Source organism: Limnohabitans sp. INBF003 (assembly GCF_055396645.1).
Window position 1 is genome coordinate 1,773,072 of sequence record NZ_AP029222.1, and the last position, 21,587, is coordinate 1,794,658.

The window sequence follows — 21,587 nt, forward strand, 5'->3', positions numbered from 1 at the left end:
TCAAGGGCCTTTCTTGTCAACCGCAGGGCCGACGTTTGCAGGGGATGAGGCCGCTGTAGCCAAGGTGCCAGAGGCAGCACCAGCCGACCTGGACCACCAAACCGTTGTCACCAAGGCTTCGGGTTGGTAATAACGCGGCAAGCTGGCAGGTCGGTCAAAAGCCGCAGCACGCCAGGACACGCGGTGCACCGCGCCGTACCAGTGCGGCACCACGTAATGGCCATGCCGCAAAACACGGTCCAGCGCCCGCAAACTGGACACCAGTTCCGGCCGGGTGGTGGCGCTCACGGCCTTGTCCAGCAAAGCATCGACCGCCGGGTCTTTCAGGCCCAACACATTGCCCGAGCCCTCCACATCGGCCGACTTGCTGCCAAAGCGCTCCAGCAACTCGGTGCCGGGCGCTTCACTGCCCACCGAGCGGTTGCTGATGATGTCAAAGTCAAACACATCCATGCGCTTTTGCAGCAGCGCAAAGTCAATCACTTTGTACTGAACCTGAATGCCCAGCTTTTCGAGGTTCTTGGCAAAGGGCGTGACCACGCGCCCCATGGAGCCCGAGCTGTCCAGAAATTCAAGCGTCAGCGCTTGGCCGTTGGCGTTGCGCAAAGCGCCATCGCGGTAAGTCCAGCCCGCATCTTTGAGTAAATCACGGGCTTGGCGCAGGTGGTCGCGCAAAGTGTGGCCCGAGTCCATGGCCAAATCCGTCTTGGGGGGCAAGGGCACATCTTGCTCGAACACGGCCGCAGGCAACTTGGCCCGCAAAGGCTGTAGCAAGGCCAGTTCGTCGGGGTCAGGGCGGCCTTTGGCCTCAAAGTCGCTGGCCACAAAATAGCCACGCACACGGCTGTAGGCGTTGTAAAACAGCTGGCGGTTCAGCCACTCAAAGTCCATGGCCAAAGCGATGGCCTGACGCACCCGCACATCCTTGAACTTGTCACGGCGCAAGTTGAACTGAAAACCCTGAAAGTCGCCCGCATTGCCATGCGGCAACTCGGCCTTGATCAATTCGCCCCGATCAAATGCGCGGCCCGTGAAAGCCCTGGCCCATTCCCTCGCAATGAACACCTGCATGTAATCGAACTCGCCCGCCTTGAAGGCTTCGAGCTGCGCTGTGCTGTCCTTGTAAATCTTGTAGGTGATGCGGTCAAAGTTGAACAGGCCCTTGCGCACATTCAGGTCTTTGGCCCAATAAGCCGGATCGCGCACATACGTGATGTCTTTGCCAAACTGCACCGGGCCCATGCGGTAAGGCCCCGACGCGATGGGGATGTCCATGACCATCTGGTCCAGCGGTTTGTGCGCGTTGCCTTGCAGGCCCCATTTTTGGCTGAACACGGGCAAGCTGCCCACAATCAAAGGCAGTTCACTGTTGGGCCGCACAAAGTCAAAGCGAACGCTGCGCTCGCCCAAAACAGTGGCGGCCTTCACCTCGCCAAAATAGGTGCGGTACTGCGGAGCGGCTTGCTTGCTGGTCAGGCGCTCGAATGAATGGCGTACATCGGTGGCCAGCACCGGATCGCCGTTGTGAAAGCGGGCCTGGGGGTGGATCTGAAAAGTGGCTGACATGCGGTCTGCAGCCACCTGAATGTCCGAAGCCAGCAAACCATAAGCCGTGGTGGGCTCGTCCATGTTGCCCGCCAGCAAGGTGTCAAACATCATGCCCAGCATGGCGGGCGGTGCGCTGCCCTTGAGGGTGAAGGGGTTGTATTTGTCGAAGTTGGACTGCCGCGTGGGCGGCACCAGCACGATCTCGCCGCCTTTGGGTGCAGCAGGGTTCACATAAGAGAAATGGTCAAAACCAGCGGGGTAGCGAATGTCGCCAAACTGCGCATAAGCGTGCGCCGCCCACGCGGTGGCCGTCGTCCAGAGCCCGAGGGCCAGCAAGCAATTTGTCCAAAATCGGGCCATGGGTCTTCGCATGCGACAATTCTGCACACATTTTCCAGGAGTTGAAGACATGACTACAAAAACAGGATTTCTGTCGGGCAAAAAGCTGTTGATCACCGGCGTGTTGTCCAACCGCTCGATCGCCTATGGCATCGCCAAGGCTTGCCACGCACAAGGCGCCGAGCTGGCATTCAGCTATGTGGGCGAACGGTTCAAGGACCGCATCACCGAGTTCGCTGCCGACTTCGACTCCAAACTGATTTTTGATTGCGATGTGGGCAGCGATGAGCAAATCGAAAAGCTGTTCACCGATTTGTCAGCCACCTGGCCCAAGATCGACGGCTTTGTGCACGCGATTGGTTATGCGCCGCGTGAAGCGATTGCAGGCGATTTTCTGGATGGTTTGTCGCGCGAGGGCTTCAAGATCGCCCACGACATCAGCGCCTACAGCTTTCCCGCGATGGCCAAAGCGGCCCTGCCTTACCTGAACGACAAGTCGGCCGTGCTGACCCTGACGTATCTCGGCGCGATCCGCACCGTGCCCAACTACAACACGATGGGCTTGGCCAAGGCCAGCCTGGAGGCGTCGGTGCGTTACCTGGCCGAGTCATTGGGCAGCCAAAACCGTGGCCTGCGAGCCAACGGTATTTCGGCAGGCCCCATCAAAACCCTGGCCGCCAGTGGCATCAAGGGTTTTGGCAAGATTTTGTCGGTGGTGGCCGAGGCTTCGCCGATTCGCCGCAATGTGACCATTGACGATGTGGGCAATGTGGCGGCATTCTTGTTGAGCGACTTGGCCGCGGGTGTGACCGCAGAGATCACCTATGTGGATGGTGGTTTCAGCCAGGTTGTCGGTGGGATTGCGGAGCCAGCTGCGGCTGAATGATGGCGTTCTGAGCCCTGGTTATGCGCCGTGTTTAAGACCGCCTGAGACAAGGCGGGCGCTGCCCGGGCTCATAACTCGCTTCGCTCGCCAAATCGCCCGGTTCAGCGCCCGCCTTGCCTCAGGCTGAGCAGGTATTCGTATGACGATGGGCTTGCTGGAATTAGCCGCACCGAACACACACTGGCTTGATCAAGCATGAGCGATGGGCTGTTAGCGATTCAAAATCGGCACTGAACCGGCGCATCTTCCGGAATTGAAAAAAGCGGCCTAGGCCGCTTTTTTCAATTCTCCCCCGCAGGTGGGTTGGGGCCCTGTGCGGGGGCGATGTGGCAAAGCGAAGCGCCTCTGAGCCCCTGCACAGGGCCTCAACTCACCTGCCACCACAACGACCCAACACCGAAATCAGGCCTTCACGCAATCCGCAAAGTACCGCTTCTTGCCGTCGTCGTCCTTGATCTCCACCAAACCGTGGATATCCGTCTCGAACCCAGGGCACTTCTCGTTGAACTCGCGGGCAAACTTGAGGTAGTCCACGATCTTCTTGTTGAAGACTTCGCCAGGAATCAACAGCGGAATACCGGGTGGGTATGGCGTGACCAGACCCACGGTGATGCGGCCTTCGAGGTGATCGATTTCCACGCGCTCGGTCTTGCGCTGGGCAATGTGCGCGTAGGCGTCTGACGGACGCATGGCGGGGGCCAGGTCAGACAGATACATCTCGGTGGTCAAACGGGCGATGTCGTATTTGGCGTACATCTCATGCACGTGCTGGCACAGGTCGCGCAAACCCATGCGCTCATAGCGCGGGTGCTTCTGGCAGAACTCCGGCATGATTTTCCACATCGGCTGGTTCTTGGCGTATTCGTCCTTGAACTGCTGCAGCGCAGTCAACAGCGTGTTCCAGCGGCCCTTGGTGATGCCGATGGTGAACATGATGAAGAAGCTGTACAGGCCGGTTTTTTCGACCACCACGCCGTGCTCGGTCAAGAACTTGCTGACGATGGACGCAGGAATGCCGGTCTTGTCGAACTTGCCATCCAGGTCCAGGCCGGGCGTGACGATGGTCGACTTGATCGGGTCGAGCATGTTGAAGCCGTCGGCCAACTGCTGGCCAAAGCCATGCCACTTGCTGGCCTTCTTGCGTGGGTCGTTGCGCAAGATCCAGTCGTCGGCGCGGCCAATGCCTTCTTCGGCAAACTTTTCAGGGCCCCAGACCTTGAACCACCAGTCTTTGCCATATTCGGCATCGATCTTGCGCATGGCGCGGCGGAAATCCAGGGCTTCGGCAATGCTTTCCTCAACCAGCGCAGTGCCGCCGGGTGGCTCCATCATGGCCGCAGCCACATCGCAACTGGCGATGATGCTGTACTGCGGCGAGGTGGAGGTGTGCATCAGGTACGCCTCATTGAACAACGGCCGGTCGAGCTTGGTGTTTTGCGCGTCCTGCACCAGCACATGGCTGGCCTGGCTGATACCGGCGAGCAACTTGTGAATGGACTGCGTGGCATAGACCATCGACTCTTTGGGTCGAGCGCGTTTTTTGCCCATCGCGTGGTACGGGCCATAAAACGGGTGGAATGCCGCGTGCGGCAACCAGGCCTCGTCAAAGTGCAGGTTTTCCACGTAGCCGTCCAGCATGCTTTTGATGGTTTCGGTGTTGTAGAGCACGCCGTCGTAGGTCGACTGCGTGAGCGTCATCACGCGAGGCTTGACCTTTTTCGGGTCCACGCCCTTGAGCAAGGGGTTGGCCTTGATCTTGGCCATGATGGCCGCTGGCTCGAACTCGCTTTTGGGAATGGGGCCGATGATGCCGAAATGGTTGCGCGTGGGCTTCATGAAAACCGGAATCGCGCCGGTCATGATGATCGCGTGCAGGATGGATTTGTGGCAATTGCGGTCCACCACCACCACATCACCCGGGGCCACGGTGTGGTGCCAGACGATTTTGTTGGAAGTGCTGGTGCCGTTGGTCACAAAAAAGCAATGGTCGGCATTGAAGATGCGCGCCGCATTGCGCTCGCTCTCGCCAATGGCGCCGTTGTGGTCCAGCAGCTGACCCAACTCTTCCACCGCGTTGCACACGTCGGCGCGCAGCATGTTTTCACCATAAAACTGGTGGTACATCTGGCCCACAGGGCTCTTCAAAAAGGCCACGCCACCCGAGTGACCGGGGCAATGCCAAGAGTACGAGCCATCTTCGGCGTAATCGAGCAGCGCCTTGAAGAATGGCGGCTGCACACCCTCCAAATAGCTCTTGGCTTCGCGAATGATGTGACGCGCCACAAACTCTGGCGTGTCCTCAAACATGTGGATGAAGCCATGCAGCTCGCGCAGGATGTCGTTGGGCAAATGGCGCGATGTCTTGGTCTCGCCATAGATGTAAATCGGCACATCGGCGTTCTTGCGGCGCACTTCGTCAATGAAGGCCCGCAGGTTGATCACGGCAGGGTCCAGATCAGGGCCCGGCGAGAACTCTTCATCGTCAATCGACAAGATGAACGCACTGGCACGGCTTTGCTGCTGGGCAAACTGCGACAAGTCACCATAACTGGTCACACCTAAAACTTCCAAGCCCTCGCTGACGATGGCATCCGCCAAAGCGCGAATACCCAAGCCCGATGTGTTTTCGGAGCGGTAATCTTCGTCAATGATGACGATGGGAAAGCGAAATTTCATGGGCTTGTCGGGCTGTGCGCCAAAGAAGGGACAAAGGAATTCAAACAGAGGCGAAGTTTAAGGACAAAACCCCCTCGTAAAACCACTGTCATCCAGAATTCATAAAAAAACCAATGTGCGAATCAGGACAGACAAAAGATTCAAGAGCCCAAATGGGCCTTTTACGCTGCTACAATACGACGCTTCGGAGCGGTGGATGAGTGGTTTAAGTCGCACGCCTGGAAAGCGTGTGTGGGTTAATAGCCCACCGCGGGTTCGAATCCCGCCTGCTCCGCCAAAACAAAAAAAGCCTGCACATGTGCAGGCTTTTTTTCGTCTGTGCATTCCAACATGGGCCCGAAAGCCCCTGCTGAATGAGCCCCCGAAACCGGGGGCTGCCAGATCAGCGAACCACAGCGATCTGTGAACGCTCGCCACCTTTGTAGGTGTACAAGGTCAAAGCGCCGTTCTTGATGTCGCCTTTTTCGTCGAACGCGATGTTGCCAGTCACGCCTTTGTAGTTGATGGCTTTCAAAGCGGGCAGGTACTTGGCTGGATCAGCCGAGCCTGCAGTGACCATGGCGGTGGCCATGACTTTGACAGCGTCATAAACGTAAGGGGCGTACACCTGCACGTCAGCATTGAATTTGGCTTTGAAGTCGGTACGGAACTTGTCCATGCCGGCTTTTTGTTCGCCTTCAACGCCACCGGCTTCAGCACAGAAGACCGACTCGTCTTTCATGGCGTCGCCAGCCAACTTGGCCAGCTCGGAAGTGCAGATGCCGTCACCGCCCAAGAACTTGGCGTTGATGCCCAGAGATTTCATCTGGCGCAGCATTGGGCCAGCCACAGCGTCCATGCCACCGAAGAACACGACGTCAGGCTTCTTGGCCTTCAGTGTGGTCAGGATGGAGTTGAAGTCAGAAGCCTTGTCGGTGGTGAACTCGTGACCAACGATGGTGCCGCCAGCAGCAGTTGCGCCCTTCTTGAACTCTTCAGCCACGCCTTGGCCGTAAGCTGTACGGTCATCGATCACAGCGATGTTTTTGCCCTTGAGGGTTTCCACAGCATATTTGCCCAAAGTGCCGCCCAGGTGCACGTCGTCAGCCACGACGCGGAAAGCGCCGGTGTAACCTTGACGTGTGTACTTGGGGTTGGTCGCCGATGGCGAGATCTGAGGGATGCCTGCAGCGTTGTACAGCTGCGAAGCAGGAATGGTGGTACCGGAGTTCAGGTGACCGATCACGCCGTTGACTTTGGCGTCGACCAGTTTCTGAGCAGCGGCTGTGCCTTGCTTTGGATCTGCTGCATCGTCTTCAGCCAGCAGTTCAAACTTGACAGCCTTGTCACCGATTTTCAGGCCAGCAGCATTGAGTTCTTCAATGGCCATGCGGGCACCGTTTTCGTTGTCTTTACCCAAGTGGGCAATGGCACCGCTGACTGGACCCACGTGACCAATCTTGATCACTGTGGCGTCAGATGCGGCGTCTTTTTTGCCACAAGCAGCCAAAACAACTGCAGCCACAGCCACAGAAACCACTGTCAAAGAACGCACACCAGAAAATTTCATAGAAACTCCGAAAAGTAATTTGCTTCAATTAAGCAAGCCGTGAAGATACTGCAAATTTGGCCGTTTGTGGCCTAGGGAAAACCAAAATTCTCGCCAAACTACAAAGGTTATTTGGCGGGTCAATCCGATTCCGGGCGAAAACGGCTGGCCCAGGCTTGGCGCAGGCTGCGCCGCACCAATTCGGTGGTCATGCGCTCCAATTCAGGGCGCAACGCTTGCACCAGGTCATCGGTCAACGCCATGAATGAAGCCCGCTCCGATTCACGCGCATCCAACGCCGCAATCAAATTGGGCGATATTTGAGTTTCCGGAATAACCATGCTTAAAACTGGAACAACCAAGGGCGTATTTTCTGAAAATTGCACCGATTCAGAAGATGTCATGACGCAGCAACCTTGGACAAGTCGTGCTGCAGCAAATCGTAGCCTTGAGCGGTGTAATGCCGCCAGCGCTGACGCGCTGTCATGCGGCCATGGTCGTCGGTAGCCACAATTTCAATCAGGCGCTCAAACTTCTCAAAACCTTGAGGCACTTCATCGCCCAGGTTCACCAACACATCCATGCCGCTCAAGCGCAGTGGATCCACATGAAGGCGAATGGGTGAGGCGTTCTGCACATCTTGGGCATCTGCCGCTGTGCTGTGCGGCAAAAAGTCCGCTTCTGAAAACGTCCAAAGCGCTGCATCCAGCTGGCGCAATGTGGCCTCTGAACCCACAACCCCAATTTTCAAGTCGCGCCCATGCGCCTTGCGCAAAAGCCGACAGGCATATTGCAAGCGCTCGGGCGCATTGAAATGAAATTCAATCCGGGTCATTGGCACCCAGTCAACGGCGACGCGCGGCCGTGGTTTTAACAGGCCCTTTTGGCGCTTTGCCCGCTTGGGCCAACAGGTAATGCACCAGCAAACCGACAGGCCTGCCTGTAGCACCTTTGGCCGCACCGCTTCGCCAAGCCGTTCCGGCAATGTCCAGATGTGCCCACGGATAACGCGATGCAAAGCGCTGCAAAAACTTGGCCGCCGTGACCGAGCCCGCCTGGCGACCGGCCACGTTGGCCACGTCGGCAAAACGCGACTTGAGGCCTTCGGCATAGTCGTCGTCCAAAGGCATGCGCCAGCAAGCATCACCCGACACATCACCCGCCAATTGAAGTGACTGCGCCAAAGCATCGTTGCTGGAAAAAAGGCCTGAGCGAACCGCGCCGAGCGCGATCACACAGGCACCGGTCAAGGTGGCGATGTCGATCACGGCCTGAGGCTTGAACCGCTCGGCATACGTCAGCGCATCGCACAGCACCAAGCGCCCTTCGGCATCGGTGTTCAAAATTTCGATGGTCTGGCCGCTCATGCTGGTCACCACATCACCCGGCTTGACCGCCAAGCCATCGGGCATGTTCTCTGTGGCCGGAATCAAGCCCACCACGTTGATGGCAGGCTTGAGCTCAGCCAAGGCCTTGAAAACGCCCAGGACACTGGCCGCACCGCACATGTCGTATTTCATCTCGTCCATTTCGGCCGCTGGCTTGATGGAAATACCGCCGGTATCGAACGTGATGCCCTTGCCCACCAGCACCACGGGGGCTTGGGCCGCAGCTGCGCCGTTGTAACGCATCACAATGAACCGCAAAGGCTCTGCTGAACCACGGGCGACCGCCAAAAAAGCCCCCATGCCCAGCTTGGTGACCTCTTTGGGCCCCAGCACTTCGCATTTGAAATCTGCGCCCTTGGCGATCGACTTGGCCGCATCGGCCAGCATGGCCGGTGTGCAATGGTTGGCTGGGCGATTGGCCCATTCTTTGGCCACCTCAACGCCTGCCACCAGCGCTTGCGCCTGAGCCAGTGCCCCACGCAGCTCGGCGTTGACGGCATTCCCGCTGAACACGACTTGCTTGAGCATTCGTGGCTTGGGTTTGCTCAGGGTGCTGGTGTAGCTGTAACTGGTATCGGCCAGAGCCGAAACCGCCACTTGCAACAGTTGGGCAGACATGTCCGTCACCGCATGAAGCCCCAGGCGCTTGATCTTGGCCGACTTGAGCGCATTCCAGGCTGCAAGTACAGCGCTTCGCACATGGGCGGGTGTGCCGTCTGCCACACAAACGACCACCAGATGACGGGCTTTGATGCCCGGATGTGCGTACAAAGACAACACGGCACCCGACTTGTGCTCAAAATCACCGTGCTGGATGGCTGCCCTCACCAAGGAGGCCACCGGGTCTTGGCCCGAGACGACCGCTTTGTCTTCAGACGGCCATAAAACAACCAAGGCATCCAGATCGTCACGAATAACACTGGACAGGGCGCGCTTTTGGATTTCGAAGTTCATAATTCAGCTTTTCCTTCGCACCGATGTTATTCCATTCCTCTTTACGCAAAGACCTTGCCCGCAATTTCGGGGCCACGCTGGTGGTTTTGGTCACCATTGTGATCACCATCATCCTGATCCGGACACTGGGTCAAGCCAGCCGTGGCAGCGTCAACCCCTCAGAAGTCCTGCTGGTCATGGGTTTCAGCGTGCTGAGCCAGCTGACCACCATCATCACCTTGAGCCTGTTCATCACCGTGGTGGCCACCCTGTCCCGCATGTACAGCGACAGTGAAATGGTGATCTGGTTTTCGAGTGGACAAGGTTTGGGCCATTTTGTTCGCCCGCTTTTCAGATTTTCCTGGCCCGTGCTGTTGATCGTCACCTTGCTGGCACTTTTTGCCTGGCCTTGGAGCAACCAGCAAATCCAGGATCTGAAACAGCGCTTTGAAAAACGCAACGACATCGAGCGTGTCGCTCCCGGTCAATTTCAGGAGTCTGCGGGCGGACAACGCGTCTTCTTCATCGACAAAGACACCCCTGACAACCGTTTTGGCAGCCATGTCTTCATCTCCAGCATGGAAGGCAGTATGGAAAGTGTGACCACCGCCCAACAGGGACGGATTGAACTCACCGGCAGTGACCGGTTTTTGATTTTGGACAAAGGGCAGCAGTGGCTGACCAACCGTGAGACCGGCGAGACCCGATTGACCCAGTTTGAACACTATGAACTGCTGGTGGACTCCGACGTGAGCATTCCCTCTTCTGCGTTCACCAGCCGTCACACCCCGTCCTGGGAACTGCTGAAAAATCCAAGCCGCGAAAACTGGGCCGAACTCTCATGGCGCTTGGGTTTGGGTTTGGCGGGGATCAACCTGGTCTTGATCGCCTTGGCCGTATCGGCCGTCAATCCTCGGGGCGGGCGCAGCTACCACCTGGCCTTGGCCTTGTTTGTCTTTGTGGCTTACTACAACATGGTCAACGTCGGGCAAAGCTGGATCAGCACCGGACGCTTCAACTTTGCGCCCTTCATGCTGGTCTTGCACGGAGGCGTCTTCCTGATCGCCCTGCTGTGGCTCTCGGTGCGGCACTTCAACTGGTCATGGCGATTTCTATGGCCCCTGAACGCCGCACAGAACAAGGGGGCAGCATGAAAACCGTGCGCAGCTTGCTGCATGGCGAAATCATTCGGGCCGTGACTTTTGTGGGCATTGGCTTTCTCGCCTTGTTCCTGTTTTTTGACCTCGTGGATGAACTGCAAAACCTGTCACGGCTGGCCAGTCAAGGCTACAAACTGCACCATGCCTTGTTTTATGTGGCGCTCAAAATTCCGGCCCACGTGTATGAGCTGTTTCCGATCTCCGTGCTGATTGGCTGCATTTTTGTGATGGCCAGGTTGGCCCAAAGCTCGGAATTCACCATCTTGCGCACAGGCGGACTGGGGCCGCTCAAAGCCTTGGGCACCTTGCTGCAATTGGGGCTGGTGTTTGTGGCACTGACCTTTTTGATTGGCGACTACGCAGCGCCTTGGGCCGAGCGCCAAGGCGTCTTGCTCAAAACCCGGTTTCAAGGCAGCTTGACCGTGGGTCAAACAGGCGCCTGGCTCAAAGAAAGACAAGACCATCGGCATTTCGCGGTGAACGTTCGACGTTTTGACGGCATCAGCCACATGGAGAACATCCGGATTCACGAGTTCAATGAGTCAGGCCAATTGCTGGCCATCACCACCTCCCCTATGGGCGAGGTGGGCACTGGTGCGTGGCAATTGCAGCAAGTGGAACAAAAATCCATCCGTGCGGGCACAACCCCAAATGCACTGCAATACACAGCCGCCAAGCTTGCAACCATGGACTGGCCCACCGAAATCAGCGCCGACATGGTGGCTGCGGCCGTGCTCAGCCCAGACCGCATGCAAACCTGGGAGCTGTTCAAGTACATGCGGCATTTGTCGAGCAACCAGCAAAATGCACAGCGCTATGAAATCGAGTTCTGGCGCAAGGTTTTCTACCCCCTGAGCTGCCTGGTCATGCTGGTCATGGCGCTTCCCTTCGCCTACCTGCACTTTCGATCAGGCCAAATCACAGGCCATGTCTTTGGCGGGGTTCTTGCGGGCATCAGCTTTGCCTTGCTCAACAACCTCTTCAGCTTTGTCGGCAATTTGCAAAACTGGCTGCCTTGGCTGACCGCTGCTGCGCCCGCCTTGCTTTACAGCGCGATTTCCTTGCTGGGTTTTTGGTGGATGGTCTTACGACAATGACAACGGACATGAATTCCCATACGGGCGTGATTCTCTTTGCCCACGGCTCACGCGACCCACTTTGGCGCTTGCCCATCGATGCCGTGGCCCAGCAAATGACCCAGCGCTGGCCAGGCTTGGTCGTGGCATGCGCTTTTCTGGAGCTGACCACACCCGACCTGCCCACCACGGTCGAGGCCATGATGATGCGGGGCATGACCCATTTGCGCATCGTGCCCATGTTTCTGGGCGTGGGGCGGCACGCACGTGAAGACCTGCCTGCGCTGGTCCACGAACTGATTCAGGCCTACCCCCAAGTGCAGTTTGAATTGTTGCCCTCCATCGGCGAACACCCCGCCATGACCCGGCTCATGGCCGAAATTGCAGCCAACCAAGTCACCGTTTCATAGACCAGTTAAAGCATAATGACGAGAGTCAATATGGCATTTAACGTATGAATCTGCACCAATTTCGCTTTGTCCAAGAGGCTGCGCGCCGCAACCTGAACCTGACCGAAACGGCCAAGGCCCTGCACACCTCGCAGCCCGGGGTGTCCAAAGCCATCATTGAGCTGGAAGAAGAGCTGGGCATCGAAATCTTTGCGCGCCACGGCAAACGCCTCAAGCGCATCACGGAGCCAGGGCAGCACGTGCTTCAAAGCATCGAAATCATCCTGCGTGAGGTGGGCAACCTGCGCAAAATTGGCGACCAATACAGCGCGCAGGACAACGGCACCTTGTCCATTGCCACCACCCACACCCAGGCCCGCTATGTGCTGCCCATGCCCGTGGCCAAACTGCGCGAAAAATACCCCAAGGTCAACATCAGCCTGCACCAAGGCGCTCCCGACCAAGTGGCCAAGATGCTGCTCGACGACACGGCCGAAATCGGCATCGCCACCGAGTCCCTGTCGGCCTACGAAGAACTGGTCACCCTGCCCTGCTACGAGTGGCAACACGTGCTGGTGCTGCCACTCGATCACCCACTGGCCAAAAAAGAACACCTCTCACTCGAAGACATCGCCAGCGAACCGATCATCACGTACCACCCCTCGTTCACAGGTCGTGGTCGCATTGACCATGCGTTTGCGGCCAAAAAACTGCACCCCCGCATCGCGTTGGAAGCCATCGACTCGGACGTAATCAAAACCTATGTCCGCCTGGGCTTGGGCATTGGCATCGTGGCCGAAATGGCTGTGAAAGACGACCCGGTGAAAGACCTGGCGGTTCGCCCCTTGGGCGCATTGCTGGGCATGAACGTGGCCCGCGTGGCTTTCAAGCGCGGTGCCTACCTGCGCCACTTTGTCTACCATTTCGCCGAATTGCTGAGCGACCGCCTGACCGCCCCGTTGATCACAAAAGCCATGACCGGACACGTCAACGACTACGAACTTTGAGCCCTGAACTTTGAGCACATCACTCTGAACGCCATGAACGCACGCACACCCAGCCTCGTCTCCAAAGCGCCCAACATGGGCACCACCATTTTTACCGTCATGTCGGCACTGGCCACTGAAAAGAATGCGGTCAACTTGGGTCAGGGTTTCCCGGACTTTCCTTGCGATCCGAAACTGCTGGAGCTGGTGAACGACGCCATGCGCGAAGGCCTGAACCAATACCCGCCCATGACCGGTGTCGCCCCGTTGCGCGAAGCCGTCTCGAAAAAAATCGAGGCGCTGTATGGCCGTCATTACGACCCGGCCACCGAGATCACCGTCACAGCAGGTGCCACCCAGGCCATCCTGACCATCATTTTGGCCATCGTGCACCCGGGTGACGAAGTCATCGTGCTCGAGCCCTGCTACGACAGCTATGTGCCCAACATCGAGCTGGCGGGTGGCGTGGTGGTGCGCGTGCCCCTCACGCCAGGCACCTTCCGTCCTGACTTTGACAAAATCCGCGCCGCGATCACGCCCAAAACCCGGGCCATCCTGATCAACTCGCCACACAACCCCAGCGGCATGATCTGGTCCCGGCAAGACATGCTCACGCTGCAAGAAATCTTGGCCCCCACCGACATCGTGCTCATCAGCGACGAGGTCTATGAGCACATGGTCTATGCGCCCAACCAGCACTGGAGTGCGGCCCACTTTGACGGCCTGGCCGCGCGCGCCTTCATCGTGTCGAGCTTTGGCAAAACCTACCATGTGACAGGCTGGAAAGTCGGCACCGTAGCAGCGCCTGCGGCCTACACCGCCGAATTTCGCAAGGTGCACCAGTTCAACGTGTTCACGGTGAACACCCCCATGCAACATGCCTTGGCCCGCTTTATGGGCGACACGGCACCCTACATGGAACTGCCTGCGTTTTACCAACGCAAACGCGACCTGTTCCGCCAAGGGCTGGCACAAACCCAGTTCAAACTGCTGCCCGGCGAAGGCACCTACTTCCAGTGCGTGGACATATCCGAACTGAAAGTGCCCGAAAAAAACCTGAGCGAAGCCGACTTCTGCAAATGGCTCACCACCGACATCGGTGTGGCCGCGATTCCGCTGTCAGCGTTTTACGGCAATGGCTTTGACCAAAAAGTCATCCGGTTTTGCTTTGCCAAAAAGGATGAAACCTTGCTGGCGGCACTGGAGAAACTGAAGGGACTTTGACGCCATCTTTGCAAGAGAGAGCCCCTGCCCGCAAACGCCTGGACAGCGGCGTTGCGCGAAAGCTCAGTCGTCTTCAGCAGAGCTGATCTCTGGGAACAGCACCTCTGTAAAGCCAAACCGGCCAAAGTCGCGCACCCGCATCGGGTAGAGCTTACCGATCAGGTGGTCGCATTCGTGTTGCACCACCCGGGCGTGAAAGCCATCCACCGTGCGGTCGATGGTTTGCCCTTTTTCATCCAAACCGATGTAACGGACATGGGCCCAGCGTGGCACCACGCCGCGCAGGCCGGGAACCGACAAGCACCCTTCCCAGTCTTCCTCTTCGTCTGTGCCCAAGGGCGTGATGACAGGGTTGATGAGCACGGTGGGGGGCACCAGAGGGCGGTCCGGATAGCGTGGGTTGCGCGCCGTGCTGCCAAAGATCACCAGTTGCAGGTTGACCCCGATTTGTGGCGCTGCCAGGCCTGCGCCGTTGACGGCCACCATGGTCTCGCGCATGTCGGCGATCAGGGCATGCAATTCGGGGGTGTCAAAAGCCTGCACGGGCTCAGCGATTCGCAGCAGGCGGGCATCGCCCATTTTGAGAATTTCACGCACGCTCATGGTTTTTCTCCTGTCAACAGCACTGCCAGCCCGGCATCGTCGAGCACGGGTACGCCCAATTGTTGTGCTTTGTCGAGCTTACTGCCCGCCTCAGCACCCGCCACCACGTAGTGGGTTTTCTTGCTGACCGAGCCGGCCACTTTGGCCCCCAGGGCTTCGAGTTTTTCTTTGGCTTCGTCGCGGCCCATGCTTTGCAAGGTGCCCGTCAAAACCACCGTGATGCCCGCCAAAGGCATTTCGGTGGGGGCCAGGGCGTCGCCTTCGGGCCATGCCACGCCCGCATCGCGCAGGGCCTGTACCACTTCGCGGTTGTGCGGCTGGTCAAAAAAGGTGCGGATGCTGTGCGCCACCACCGGGCCGACATCGGCCACTTGCAACAAAGCGTCTTCACTGGCGGCCATGATGGCGTCGATCTGGCCAAAGTGCCGGGCCAGTTCCTTGGCTGTGGCCTCGCCCACATGGCGGATGCCCAAGCTGAACAAAAAGCGGCCCAGCGTGGTGTTTTTGGATTTTTCCAGCGCTTCGAGCAGGTTGACCGCCGACTTTTCGGCCATGCGGTCCATGTTGGCCAAGTTGTCCAGCTTCAGGTGGTACAGGTCGGCCAGGGTGTTGACCTGGCCCAAATCCACCAGCTGATCGACCAGTTTGTCGCCCAGACCGTCCACATCCATGGCGCGGCGGTGGGCAAAGTGCCAGATGGCCTGCTTGCGCTGGGCACTGCAAAACAGCCCGCCCGTGCAGCGGTGGTCGGCTTCGCCCTCTTCGCGCTCGGCAAGACTCCCACACACGGGGCAGTGCGTCATCATGGTGAACTGGGGCGCATCGGCCGGGCGGCGGTCCAGCACCACCGACACCACTTCGGGGATCACGTCGCCCGCACGGCGCACGATCACGGTGTCGCCCACCCGCACATCTTTGCGGCGGGCTTCGAGTTCGTTGTGCAGCGTGGCATTGGTGACGGTGACACCGCCCACAAACACCGGGGCCAGTTTGGCCACGGGCGTGAGCTTGCCGGTCCGCCCCACCTGCACGTCAATGGCCAGCACGGTGGTCATTTCTTCTTGCGCGGGGTATTTGTGGGCCACGGCCCAGCGCGGCTCGCGGGTCACAAAGCCCAAGCGGGCCTGCAAGGCGAGGTCATTGACCTTGTAAACCACCCCGTCGATGTCGTAGGGCAAGGCGTCGCGCTCGGCCGCGATGCGCTGGTGAAAGGCCACGAGGCCTGACGCGCCTTGCACGCAGGCGGTTTGCTCGGCCACCGGAAAGCCCCAGGCCTTGAGCTGCATGAGCATGTCGTAGTGCGTGACCCAAGCAGGCCCCCCCTCGGCGGCGGGGGTGATGTCGCCCAGGCCATAGGCAAAAAAGCTCAAGGGGCGCTCGGCAGCGATGCCCGAGTCGAGCTGGCGCACGGCACCGGCAGCGGCATTGCGCGGGTTGACGAAGGTTTTTTCGCCCTTGGTGCCTGCGGCGATGCGCTGGCGTTGGCGCTCATTCAGCGCCTCAAAATCGTCCCGGCGCATGTAGACCTCGCCACGCACTTCGAGCACGGCGGGCGCATCAGGCGGCAAACGCAAAGGGATCTGACCGATGGTGCGGATGTTGGCCGTGACCTCTTCGCCGGTTTCACCATCTCCCCGGGTGGCTGCTTGCACCAGGACACCGCCCTCGTAGCGCAGGCTCATGGCCAGGCCGTCAAATTTCAGCTCGCCCACATAGGCCACGGCCGGGTCGGCATCGCCCAAGCCCAGCTCTTTGCGGATGCGCGTATCAAAGGCCTCAGCCCCGCTGGCTTCGGTGTCGGTTTCGGTGCGGATGCTGAGCATGGGCACGCGGTGCGTGACTTGGGCAAAGGCGTCGAGCACCGCCCCGCCGACCCGTTGGGTGGGCGAGTCGGGTGTCAGCAGCTCGGGGTGGGCCGACTCCAACGCTTGCAATTGGCGGAACAAGCGGTCGTATTCGGCATCCGGGATTTCAGGTGCATCCAGGGTGTAGTAGGCATGCGCATGCCGGTGCAGCTGGGCTCGCAGCTGGGCAGCTTGGGCAGCGGGTGTCAGCAATGCTTGAACGGTGGCGGCGTGGGCATTCGGCTCAGATGGCTCTTCACCAAACAAGTCCGGGTGGGACATGGTCACGAATCGCCCGAATCAGGAGAACAAGCGACGCGCTTGCGGCGAACCCGCAGACAACTCCCGCGCGTCCAAGGCGTCATACAGCTGGTGCAAATCGTTGGCGATCTGGTCGAGCACGTCTTCACCCAAAATCTGGCCGTTGCCATCCGTCACCACACCGTCCATGTTCTCTGCCAGCAAGCGCGCCACTTCACGCAAACGCGCAAAAGGATGGTCTTCACGCGCAATTTGCGGCACATCCAAGCTCAGCGAAAACTCGCGGATGGCGGACAAGGCCGGGTCATCGGCCAAAGCCGCCTGGGTGTCAAAAACCAAAGACAAGATGGGTGGCAAACCGGCCACAGCCGAAGGCAAGACCATGCGCCCCGGAATGACCCCAGCCACAAAACCCAGACGCGCCGCGTGCTGCTGGATGTAGCCCGGGCTCCAGGCGGCTGCGCGGGCACACAAGGTGAAGCTCAGTTGCGCGTCGTGCGCGCTGGCAAACTGGTCCAGCTCTCGTGCACGCGCCACCTCTTCGAGCATGTCGCTGAAGCTGGGCGTGCCGCCCACGGCATCGGCAAAGGCCTGGGTTTTGACCACAAACTCTGAAAACTCGATGTTGTTCAGTGCACCCACACGGTTGGCCAGCTGCACGCCCGCCTGAAACGCAGAATAGCGACGCCCCGCCACCAAGGCCTCCCATTCCCCACTCAAATCACTGCAGCCTTCCACATGGAAAGGTTTGGTGCCCACGCGGCGGGTCACGGGCAAAGCGGCCAGTGCCGCATCGCCAGAAACGGGGTGATCCACCTCGATGGTGGCAATGACATCGATCAGGGCATCCAGCAGCGGCTTGCGTTCGGGCTGCGGCAAGCTGGAGAAGTCATCGGTCAAGACGGGCTCTCGCGGCTCGAAAGCCTCTTGGGCCGTGTCGGCGGCACCCAATGGCTCCAAGGGGGGCTCTGCCTGACGCGGCGCATTTTTGCGCGATGTCCAGTAGTTGTAAATCACCACGGCCCCCAAGGTCAGGGCACCGATACCGGCCAAGCTCAATTGCAAGGAACTCATTGAATCCAACATAAATCAAAAACCTCAGGCCACATCGGCCATAGACACTGCGGACTCCATGTCCACCGCCACGATGCGGGAAACGCCCTGCTCCTGCATGGTCACGCCAATCAGCTGCTCGGCCATTTCCATGGCGATCTTGTTGTGGCTGATGAACAGGAACTGGGTCTCTTTGCCCATGCCCTTGACCAGCTTGGCATAGCGTTCGGTGTTGGCGTCGTCCAGCGGCGCGTCCACCTCGTCCAGCAAGCAGAACGGGGCCGGGTTGAGCTGGAAAATGGCAAACACCAACGCGATCGCCGTGAGCGCTTTTTCGCCACCGGACAGCAGGTGAATCGTCTGGTTCTTCTTGCCGGGCGGCTGGGCCAGCACCTGCACACCGGCGTCCAGAATCTCGTCGCCGGTCATCACCAGGCGCGCATTGCCGCCGCCAAACAGCTCGGGGAACATGCGGCTGAAGTGCTCGTTGACGATCTTGAAGGTGCCACCCAGCAGGTCGCGGGTTTCGGCGTCGATCTTGCGGATCGCGTCTTCGAGCGTGTTCATGGCCTCGGTCAAGTCGGCGTTTTGCGAGTCCAGGAAGGTCTTGCGTTCGCGCGAGGTGCTCAGCTCTTCGAGCGCGGCCAAGTTGACCGGGCCGAGGGCCGTGATTTCGCGGTGGATGCGGTCGATCTCGCCTTGCAGGCCAGTCACGCGCACCTGACCCACTTCGATGGACTGGGCCACGGCCTCCAGATCGGCCTGGGCATCGGCCAGCAGCTGGGTGTATTGCTCCAGCCCCAGGCGGGCCGCTTGTTCCTTGAGCTGCAAATCGGTGATGCGCTGGCGCAGCGGGTCGAGTTCGCGCTCAAAAGCCACCCGGCGCTCGTCGCTGGCGCGCAGTTTGGCGGTCAGGTCGTCGTAGGCACTGCGGCGGGCGGCCAAAGCCTGCTCGCGCTCCATCTTGATGGCCAGCACGTTTTGCAAGCCCGCTTGGGCGGCGGCATCGGTCAGGCGACCGAGTTCGTCGCGGGCGCGCTGCATTTCGGCGTCGATGCTGGTCACTTGCTGCTGCGCGGTCTCGATGGTGCGCTGCAACTCGGCACGGCGGGCGTCCAGGCTGCGCTGCGAGAACTGGGCTTCTTGCGCCCGGCGCTCCAGGCTGCGCTGCTGTTCGCGGCATTCGGCCAGCTTGCGCTCGGACTCGATCACCCGCTCGTCCAGCTGGGCGTGGCGCTCTTGCGTGTCGGCCAGCTGCATGTCGAGTTCTTCAAAACGGGCTTCGGCTGTCACGCGGCGCTCTTGCAGCTCGTCGAGCAAGGCCTCGACTTCGGCCAGGTCGTTGCTGATCTGCTCGCTGCGGGCGCGGGTTTGCTCCACCAGCTGCGACAAGCGCAAAGTCTCGACCTGCAGCCCGTGGGTGCGCGACTGGTTCTCGGCCGCTTCGCGGCGCACGGTGATCAGGCGCTGCGAGGCATCGGCATAAGCGGCTTCGGCGCGCACCAGGGCGCTGCGGCTGTCTTCGGCAATCAGGGTCTGGGCCCGCAGCTGTTTTTCGAGGTTGTCGATCTCTTGGGCGCGGCCGAGCAAACCGGCTTGCTCGGAGTCCTGCGCGTAAAACACCACGCTGTTCAGATCGACCGCGTGGCCGGCCTGCACATACAGGGTTTCGCCTGCCTGCAACTGGCTGCGCCAGGCCAGCGCATCTTCGATGTTGGGGGCCGTGAAGCAGCCTTGCAGCCAGTCGGCCAGCAGGGCCGACAAACCGGCGTCCGGGATGCGCAGCAGCTCGGCCAAGGGGCGGCAGCCGCCCGGCAAACCACTGCGCGGCACGGCGCTGGCGGCCAGCGGCGGGCTGAAAAAGCTGAGTTTGGCCGGTGGCGCATCGGCGGCGAAGGCCCGCACCATGTCCAGACGCGAGACTTCGAGGGCCGACAGGCGCTCGCGCAAGGCCGATTCGAGCGCGTTTTCCCAACCGGCTTCAATATGGATGCGGCTCCACAGCCCTTCCAGGCCGTCCATGCCGTGTTTGGCCAGCCAGGGCTTGAGTTTGCCGTCGGTGCGCACTTTTTCCTGCAAGGCCTTGAGCGCGTCGATGCGGGCACTCAGATCGGCCAGCCGGGCCGACTCGTCGTTGACGGCCTTTTGGCGGGTGCGGCGGTCTTCGTCCAGCTGGGGCACCTGCTCCTGCAAGTCCTGCAGACGGGCTTCCGACTCGGCGGCCAGCGCTTCGGCTTCGGCCAGTTGCTCGCGCAGGTTGTTCAGGCGCGCTTCGTCGGGGGCGGCCAGCGCGTTGCGGTCGGTCAGCAGGCGCTCGCGGCGCTGGTCGAGCTGGCGCGATTGTTCTTCAACGTTGCGCTGGTCGGCGGCCAACACACCAATTTGCTGCTGCACCTGCACCACGCTGGCACGCTGGGCGTTGGCGTCGTTTTGCGCTTTGCGCAGGGCTTCTTCCAGATCGGGCAAGGCCATGGCCTGGTCTTCCACCTGGGCGGCCAACGTCATGCTCTGGTCTTCGGCCATCGCGGCCTGCTCAGACAAGGTCTCCAGCTCGGCCTGCGCGTCTTCGCTGCGGGTGCCCCACTGGGCGGTTTGTTCCACCAGTTGCTGCAGTCGCTGCTCGGCGCGTTGGCGGCCTTCGACCACAAAGCGGATTTCGGCTTCCAGACGGCCCACTTCGGCGCTGGCCTCGTACAAAGCACCTTGCGCCTGGTTGACCTGGTCACCCGCGTCGTAGTGCGCCTGGCGGATGGCTTCCAGATCGGCCTCGACGTGGCGCAGGTCGGCAATCCGCGATTCGAGCGCGTTCACCGCCTGATCGACATCGGACTTGACCTTGCCTTGGTCGCTCTCGGCATCGCGGCGCTTCAAGAACCACAGCTGGTGCTGCTTGAGCGTGCTGTCGGCCTGCAACTGGTTGTAGCGGGTGGCGACTTCGGCCTGTTTTTCGAGCTTTTCGAGGTTGGCGTTGAGTTCGCGCAGGATGTCCTCGACACGGGTCAGGTTCTCACGGGTGTCCGACAGGCGGTTTTCCGTCTCACGGCGGCGCTCTTTGTATTTGGAAACGCCCGCAGCCTCTTCGAGGAACAGGCGCAGCTCTTCAGGGCGCGACTCGATGATGCGGCTGATCGTGCCCTGGCCGATGATGGCGTAGGCGCGGGGGCCCAAGCCGGTGCCCAGAAACACGTCCTGCACGTCGCGGCGGCGCACCGGCTGGTTGTTGATGTAGTAGCTGCTGTTGCCGTCGCGGGTGAGCACGCGCTTGACGGCGATCTCGGCAAACTGGCCCCATTGGCCGCCCGCACGGTGGTCGTCGTTGCTGAACACCAACTCCACACTGGCGCGACTGGCGGGTTTGCGGGTGGTGGTGCCGTTGAAGATCACGTCCTGCATGGACTCGCCACGCAGCTCGGACGCCTTGGACTCGCCCAGCACCCAACGCACCGCGTCCATGATGTTGGATTTGCCGCAACCGTTGGGGCCGACCACGCCCACCAGCTGCCCGGGCAGCAAGAAGTTGGTCGGTTCGGCAAACGATTTGAAGCCTGAAAGCTTGATGGAATTGAGGCGCACGGCGGTCAGGACAATCTAAAAAGAGAATACAAAATGACGACGCTTGGGCATCGCCACTCTGCACAAAAGGCCTGAATCCAGGCCATTCAAACAGTCTTCAATATTAACCCAGCGGACCTG

Annotated in this window: 16 protein-coding genes and 1 tRNA gene; 7 read left to right on the plus strand and 10 right to left on the minus strand. The window is 59.9% G+C overall.

The genetic code is table 11. The annotated features are described in order from the left end of the window. Window positions 1–1,908, minus strand: coding sequence for an extracellular solute-binding protein (locus ACZ5VE_RS08055; protein ID WP_464454685.1), 1,908 nt, complete (start codon window positions 1,906–1,908; stop codon window positions 1–3). A 49-nt stretch (window positions 1,909–1,957) separates the two neighbouring features. Here ACZ5VE_RS08055 and fabI point away from each other — a divergent pair, with 49 nt between their 5' ends. After that, entirely contained in the window at window positions 1,958–2,773 is an 816-nt protein-coding gene (fabI, locus tag ACZ5VE_RS08060; RefSeq protein ID WP_019428787.1) for an enoyl-ACP reductase FabI, read from the plus strand. Window positions 2,774–3,175: 402 nt separating this feature from the next. On the opposite strand, the gene ACZ5VE_RS08065 is transcribed toward fabI, so the two are convergent. Next, a complete protein-coding gene (locus ACZ5VE_RS08065) occupies window positions 3,176–5,449 on the minus strand; it encodes an Orn/Lys/Arg family decarboxylase (protein ID WP_464454686.1) in 2,274 nt (757 codons plus the stop codon). A 186-nt stretch (window positions 5,450–5,635) separates the two neighbouring features. On the opposite strand from ACZ5VE_RS08065, the gene ACZ5VE_RS08070 reads away from it, so the two are divergent. Further along, window positions 5,636–5,726: transfer RNA gene (locus tag ACZ5VE_RS08070), tRNA-Ser, on the plus strand. 105 nt (window positions 5,727–5,831) lie between these two features. Here ACZ5VE_RS08070 and ACZ5VE_RS08075 read toward each other — a convergent pair. The 4 genes from ACZ5VE_RS08075 to ACZ5VE_RS08090 form a co-directional block, all read right to left on the minus strand. Continuing rightward, window positions 5,832–6,998: a branched-chain amino acid ABC transporter substrate-binding protein gene (locus ACZ5VE_RS08075; protein WP_464454687.1), complete on the minus strand. Its 1,167-nt coding sequence runs from the start codon at window positions 6,996–6,998 to the stop codon at window positions 5,832–5,834. 119 nt (window positions 6,999–7,117) lie between these two features. Beyond that, window positions 7,118–7,240 (minus strand): hypothetical protein, encoded by a 123-nt coding sequence (locus ACZ5VE_RS08080; protein ID WP_464454688.1) that lies wholly within the window; start codon window positions 7,238–7,240, stop codon window positions 7,118–7,120. Between the two features lie 137 nt (window positions 7,241–7,377). Beyond that, window positions 7,378–7,812: a DNA polymerase III subunit chi gene (locus ACZ5VE_RS08085; protein ID WP_464454689.1), complete on the minus strand. Its 435-nt coding sequence runs from the start codon at window positions 7,810–7,812 to the stop codon at window positions 7,378–7,380. A gap of 10 nt (window positions 7,813–7,822) precedes the next feature. Beyond that, window positions 7,823–9,319, minus strand: coding sequence for a leucyl aminopeptidase (locus ACZ5VE_RS08090; RefSeq protein ID WP_464454690.1), 1,497 nt, complete (start codon window positions 9,317–9,319; stop codon window positions 7,823–7,825). 23 nt (window positions 9,320–9,342) lie between these two features. On the opposite strand from ACZ5VE_RS08090, the gene lptF reads away from it, so the two are divergent. From lptF to ACZ5VE_RS08115, 5 genes are read left to right on the plus strand one after another with little or no spacing between them, the layout of a single operon-like run. Then, window positions 9,343–10,452 carry an LPS export ABC transporter permease LptF gene (gene lptF / locus ACZ5VE_RS08095; RefSeq protein ID WP_464454691.1) on the plus strand — a complete coding sequence of 370 codons (1,110 nt, stop codon included), beginning with the start codon at window positions 9,343–9,345 and terminating at the stop codon, window positions 10,450–10,452. Then, window positions 10,449–11,555 (plus strand): LPS export ABC transporter permease LptG, encoded by a 1,107-nt coding sequence (gene lptG, locus ACZ5VE_RS08100; protein ID WP_464457459.1) that lies wholly within the window; start codon window positions 10,449–10,451, stop codon window positions 11,553–11,555. The genes lptF and lptG overlap by 4 nt, the downstream gene beginning before the upstream one ends. Before the next feature lie 8 nt (window positions 11,556–11,563). Further along, window positions 11,564–11,944 (plus strand): sirohydrochlorin chelatase, encoded by a 381-nt coding sequence (locus ACZ5VE_RS08105; protein WP_464454692.1) that lies wholly within the window; start codon window positions 11,564–11,566, stop codon window positions 11,942–11,944. Between the two features lie 44 nt (window positions 11,945–11,988). After that, a complete protein-coding gene (locus tag ACZ5VE_RS08110) occupies window positions 11,989–12,930 on the plus strand; it encodes a CysB family HTH-type transcriptional regulator (protein WP_464454693.1) in 942 nt (313 codons plus the stop codon). Window positions 12,931–12,963: 33 nt separating this feature from the next. Further along, the gene (locus ACZ5VE_RS08115) at window positions 12,964–14,133 is read left to right on the plus strand and encodes a pyridoxal phosphate-dependent aminotransferase (RefSeq protein ID WP_464454694.1); all 1,170 of its coding nucleotides are present in this window, start codon (window positions 12,964–12,966) and stop codon (window positions 14,131–14,133) included. A gap of 63 nt (window positions 14,134–14,196) precedes the next feature. Here the strand turns inward: ACZ5VE_RS08115 and def are convergent, their stop codons facing one another. The 4 genes from def to smc are packed head-to-tail and all read right to left on the minus strand — an operon-like array spanning window position 14,197 to window position 21,467. Next, a complete protein-coding gene (def, locus tag ACZ5VE_RS08120) occupies window positions 14,197–14,736 on the minus strand; it encodes a peptide deformylase (protein ID WP_464454695.1) in 540 nt (179 codons plus the stop codon). After that, window positions 14,733–16,862: an NAD-dependent DNA ligase LigA gene (ligA, locus tag ACZ5VE_RS08125; protein WP_464454696.1), complete on the minus strand. Its 2,130-nt coding sequence runs from the start codon at window positions 16,860–16,862 to the stop codon at window positions 14,733–14,735. Before ligA ends, def begins: the two co-directional genes overlap by 4 nt. An 18-nt stretch (window positions 16,863–16,880) precedes the next feature. Next, a complete protein-coding gene (locus ACZ5VE_RS08130; RefSeq protein WP_464454697.1) occupies window positions 16,881–17,915 on the minus strand; it encodes a cell division protein FtsZ in 1,035 nt (344 codons plus the stop codon). Window positions 17,916–17,939: 24 nt separating this feature from the next. Further along, complete coding sequence (gene smc / locus ACZ5VE_RS08135) at window positions 17,940–21,467, minus strand: chromosome segregation protein SMC (protein WP_464454698.1); 3,528 nt, start codon at window positions 21,465–21,467, stop codon at window positions 17,940–17,942. Window positions 21,468–21,587 lie beyond the last annotated feature (120 nt).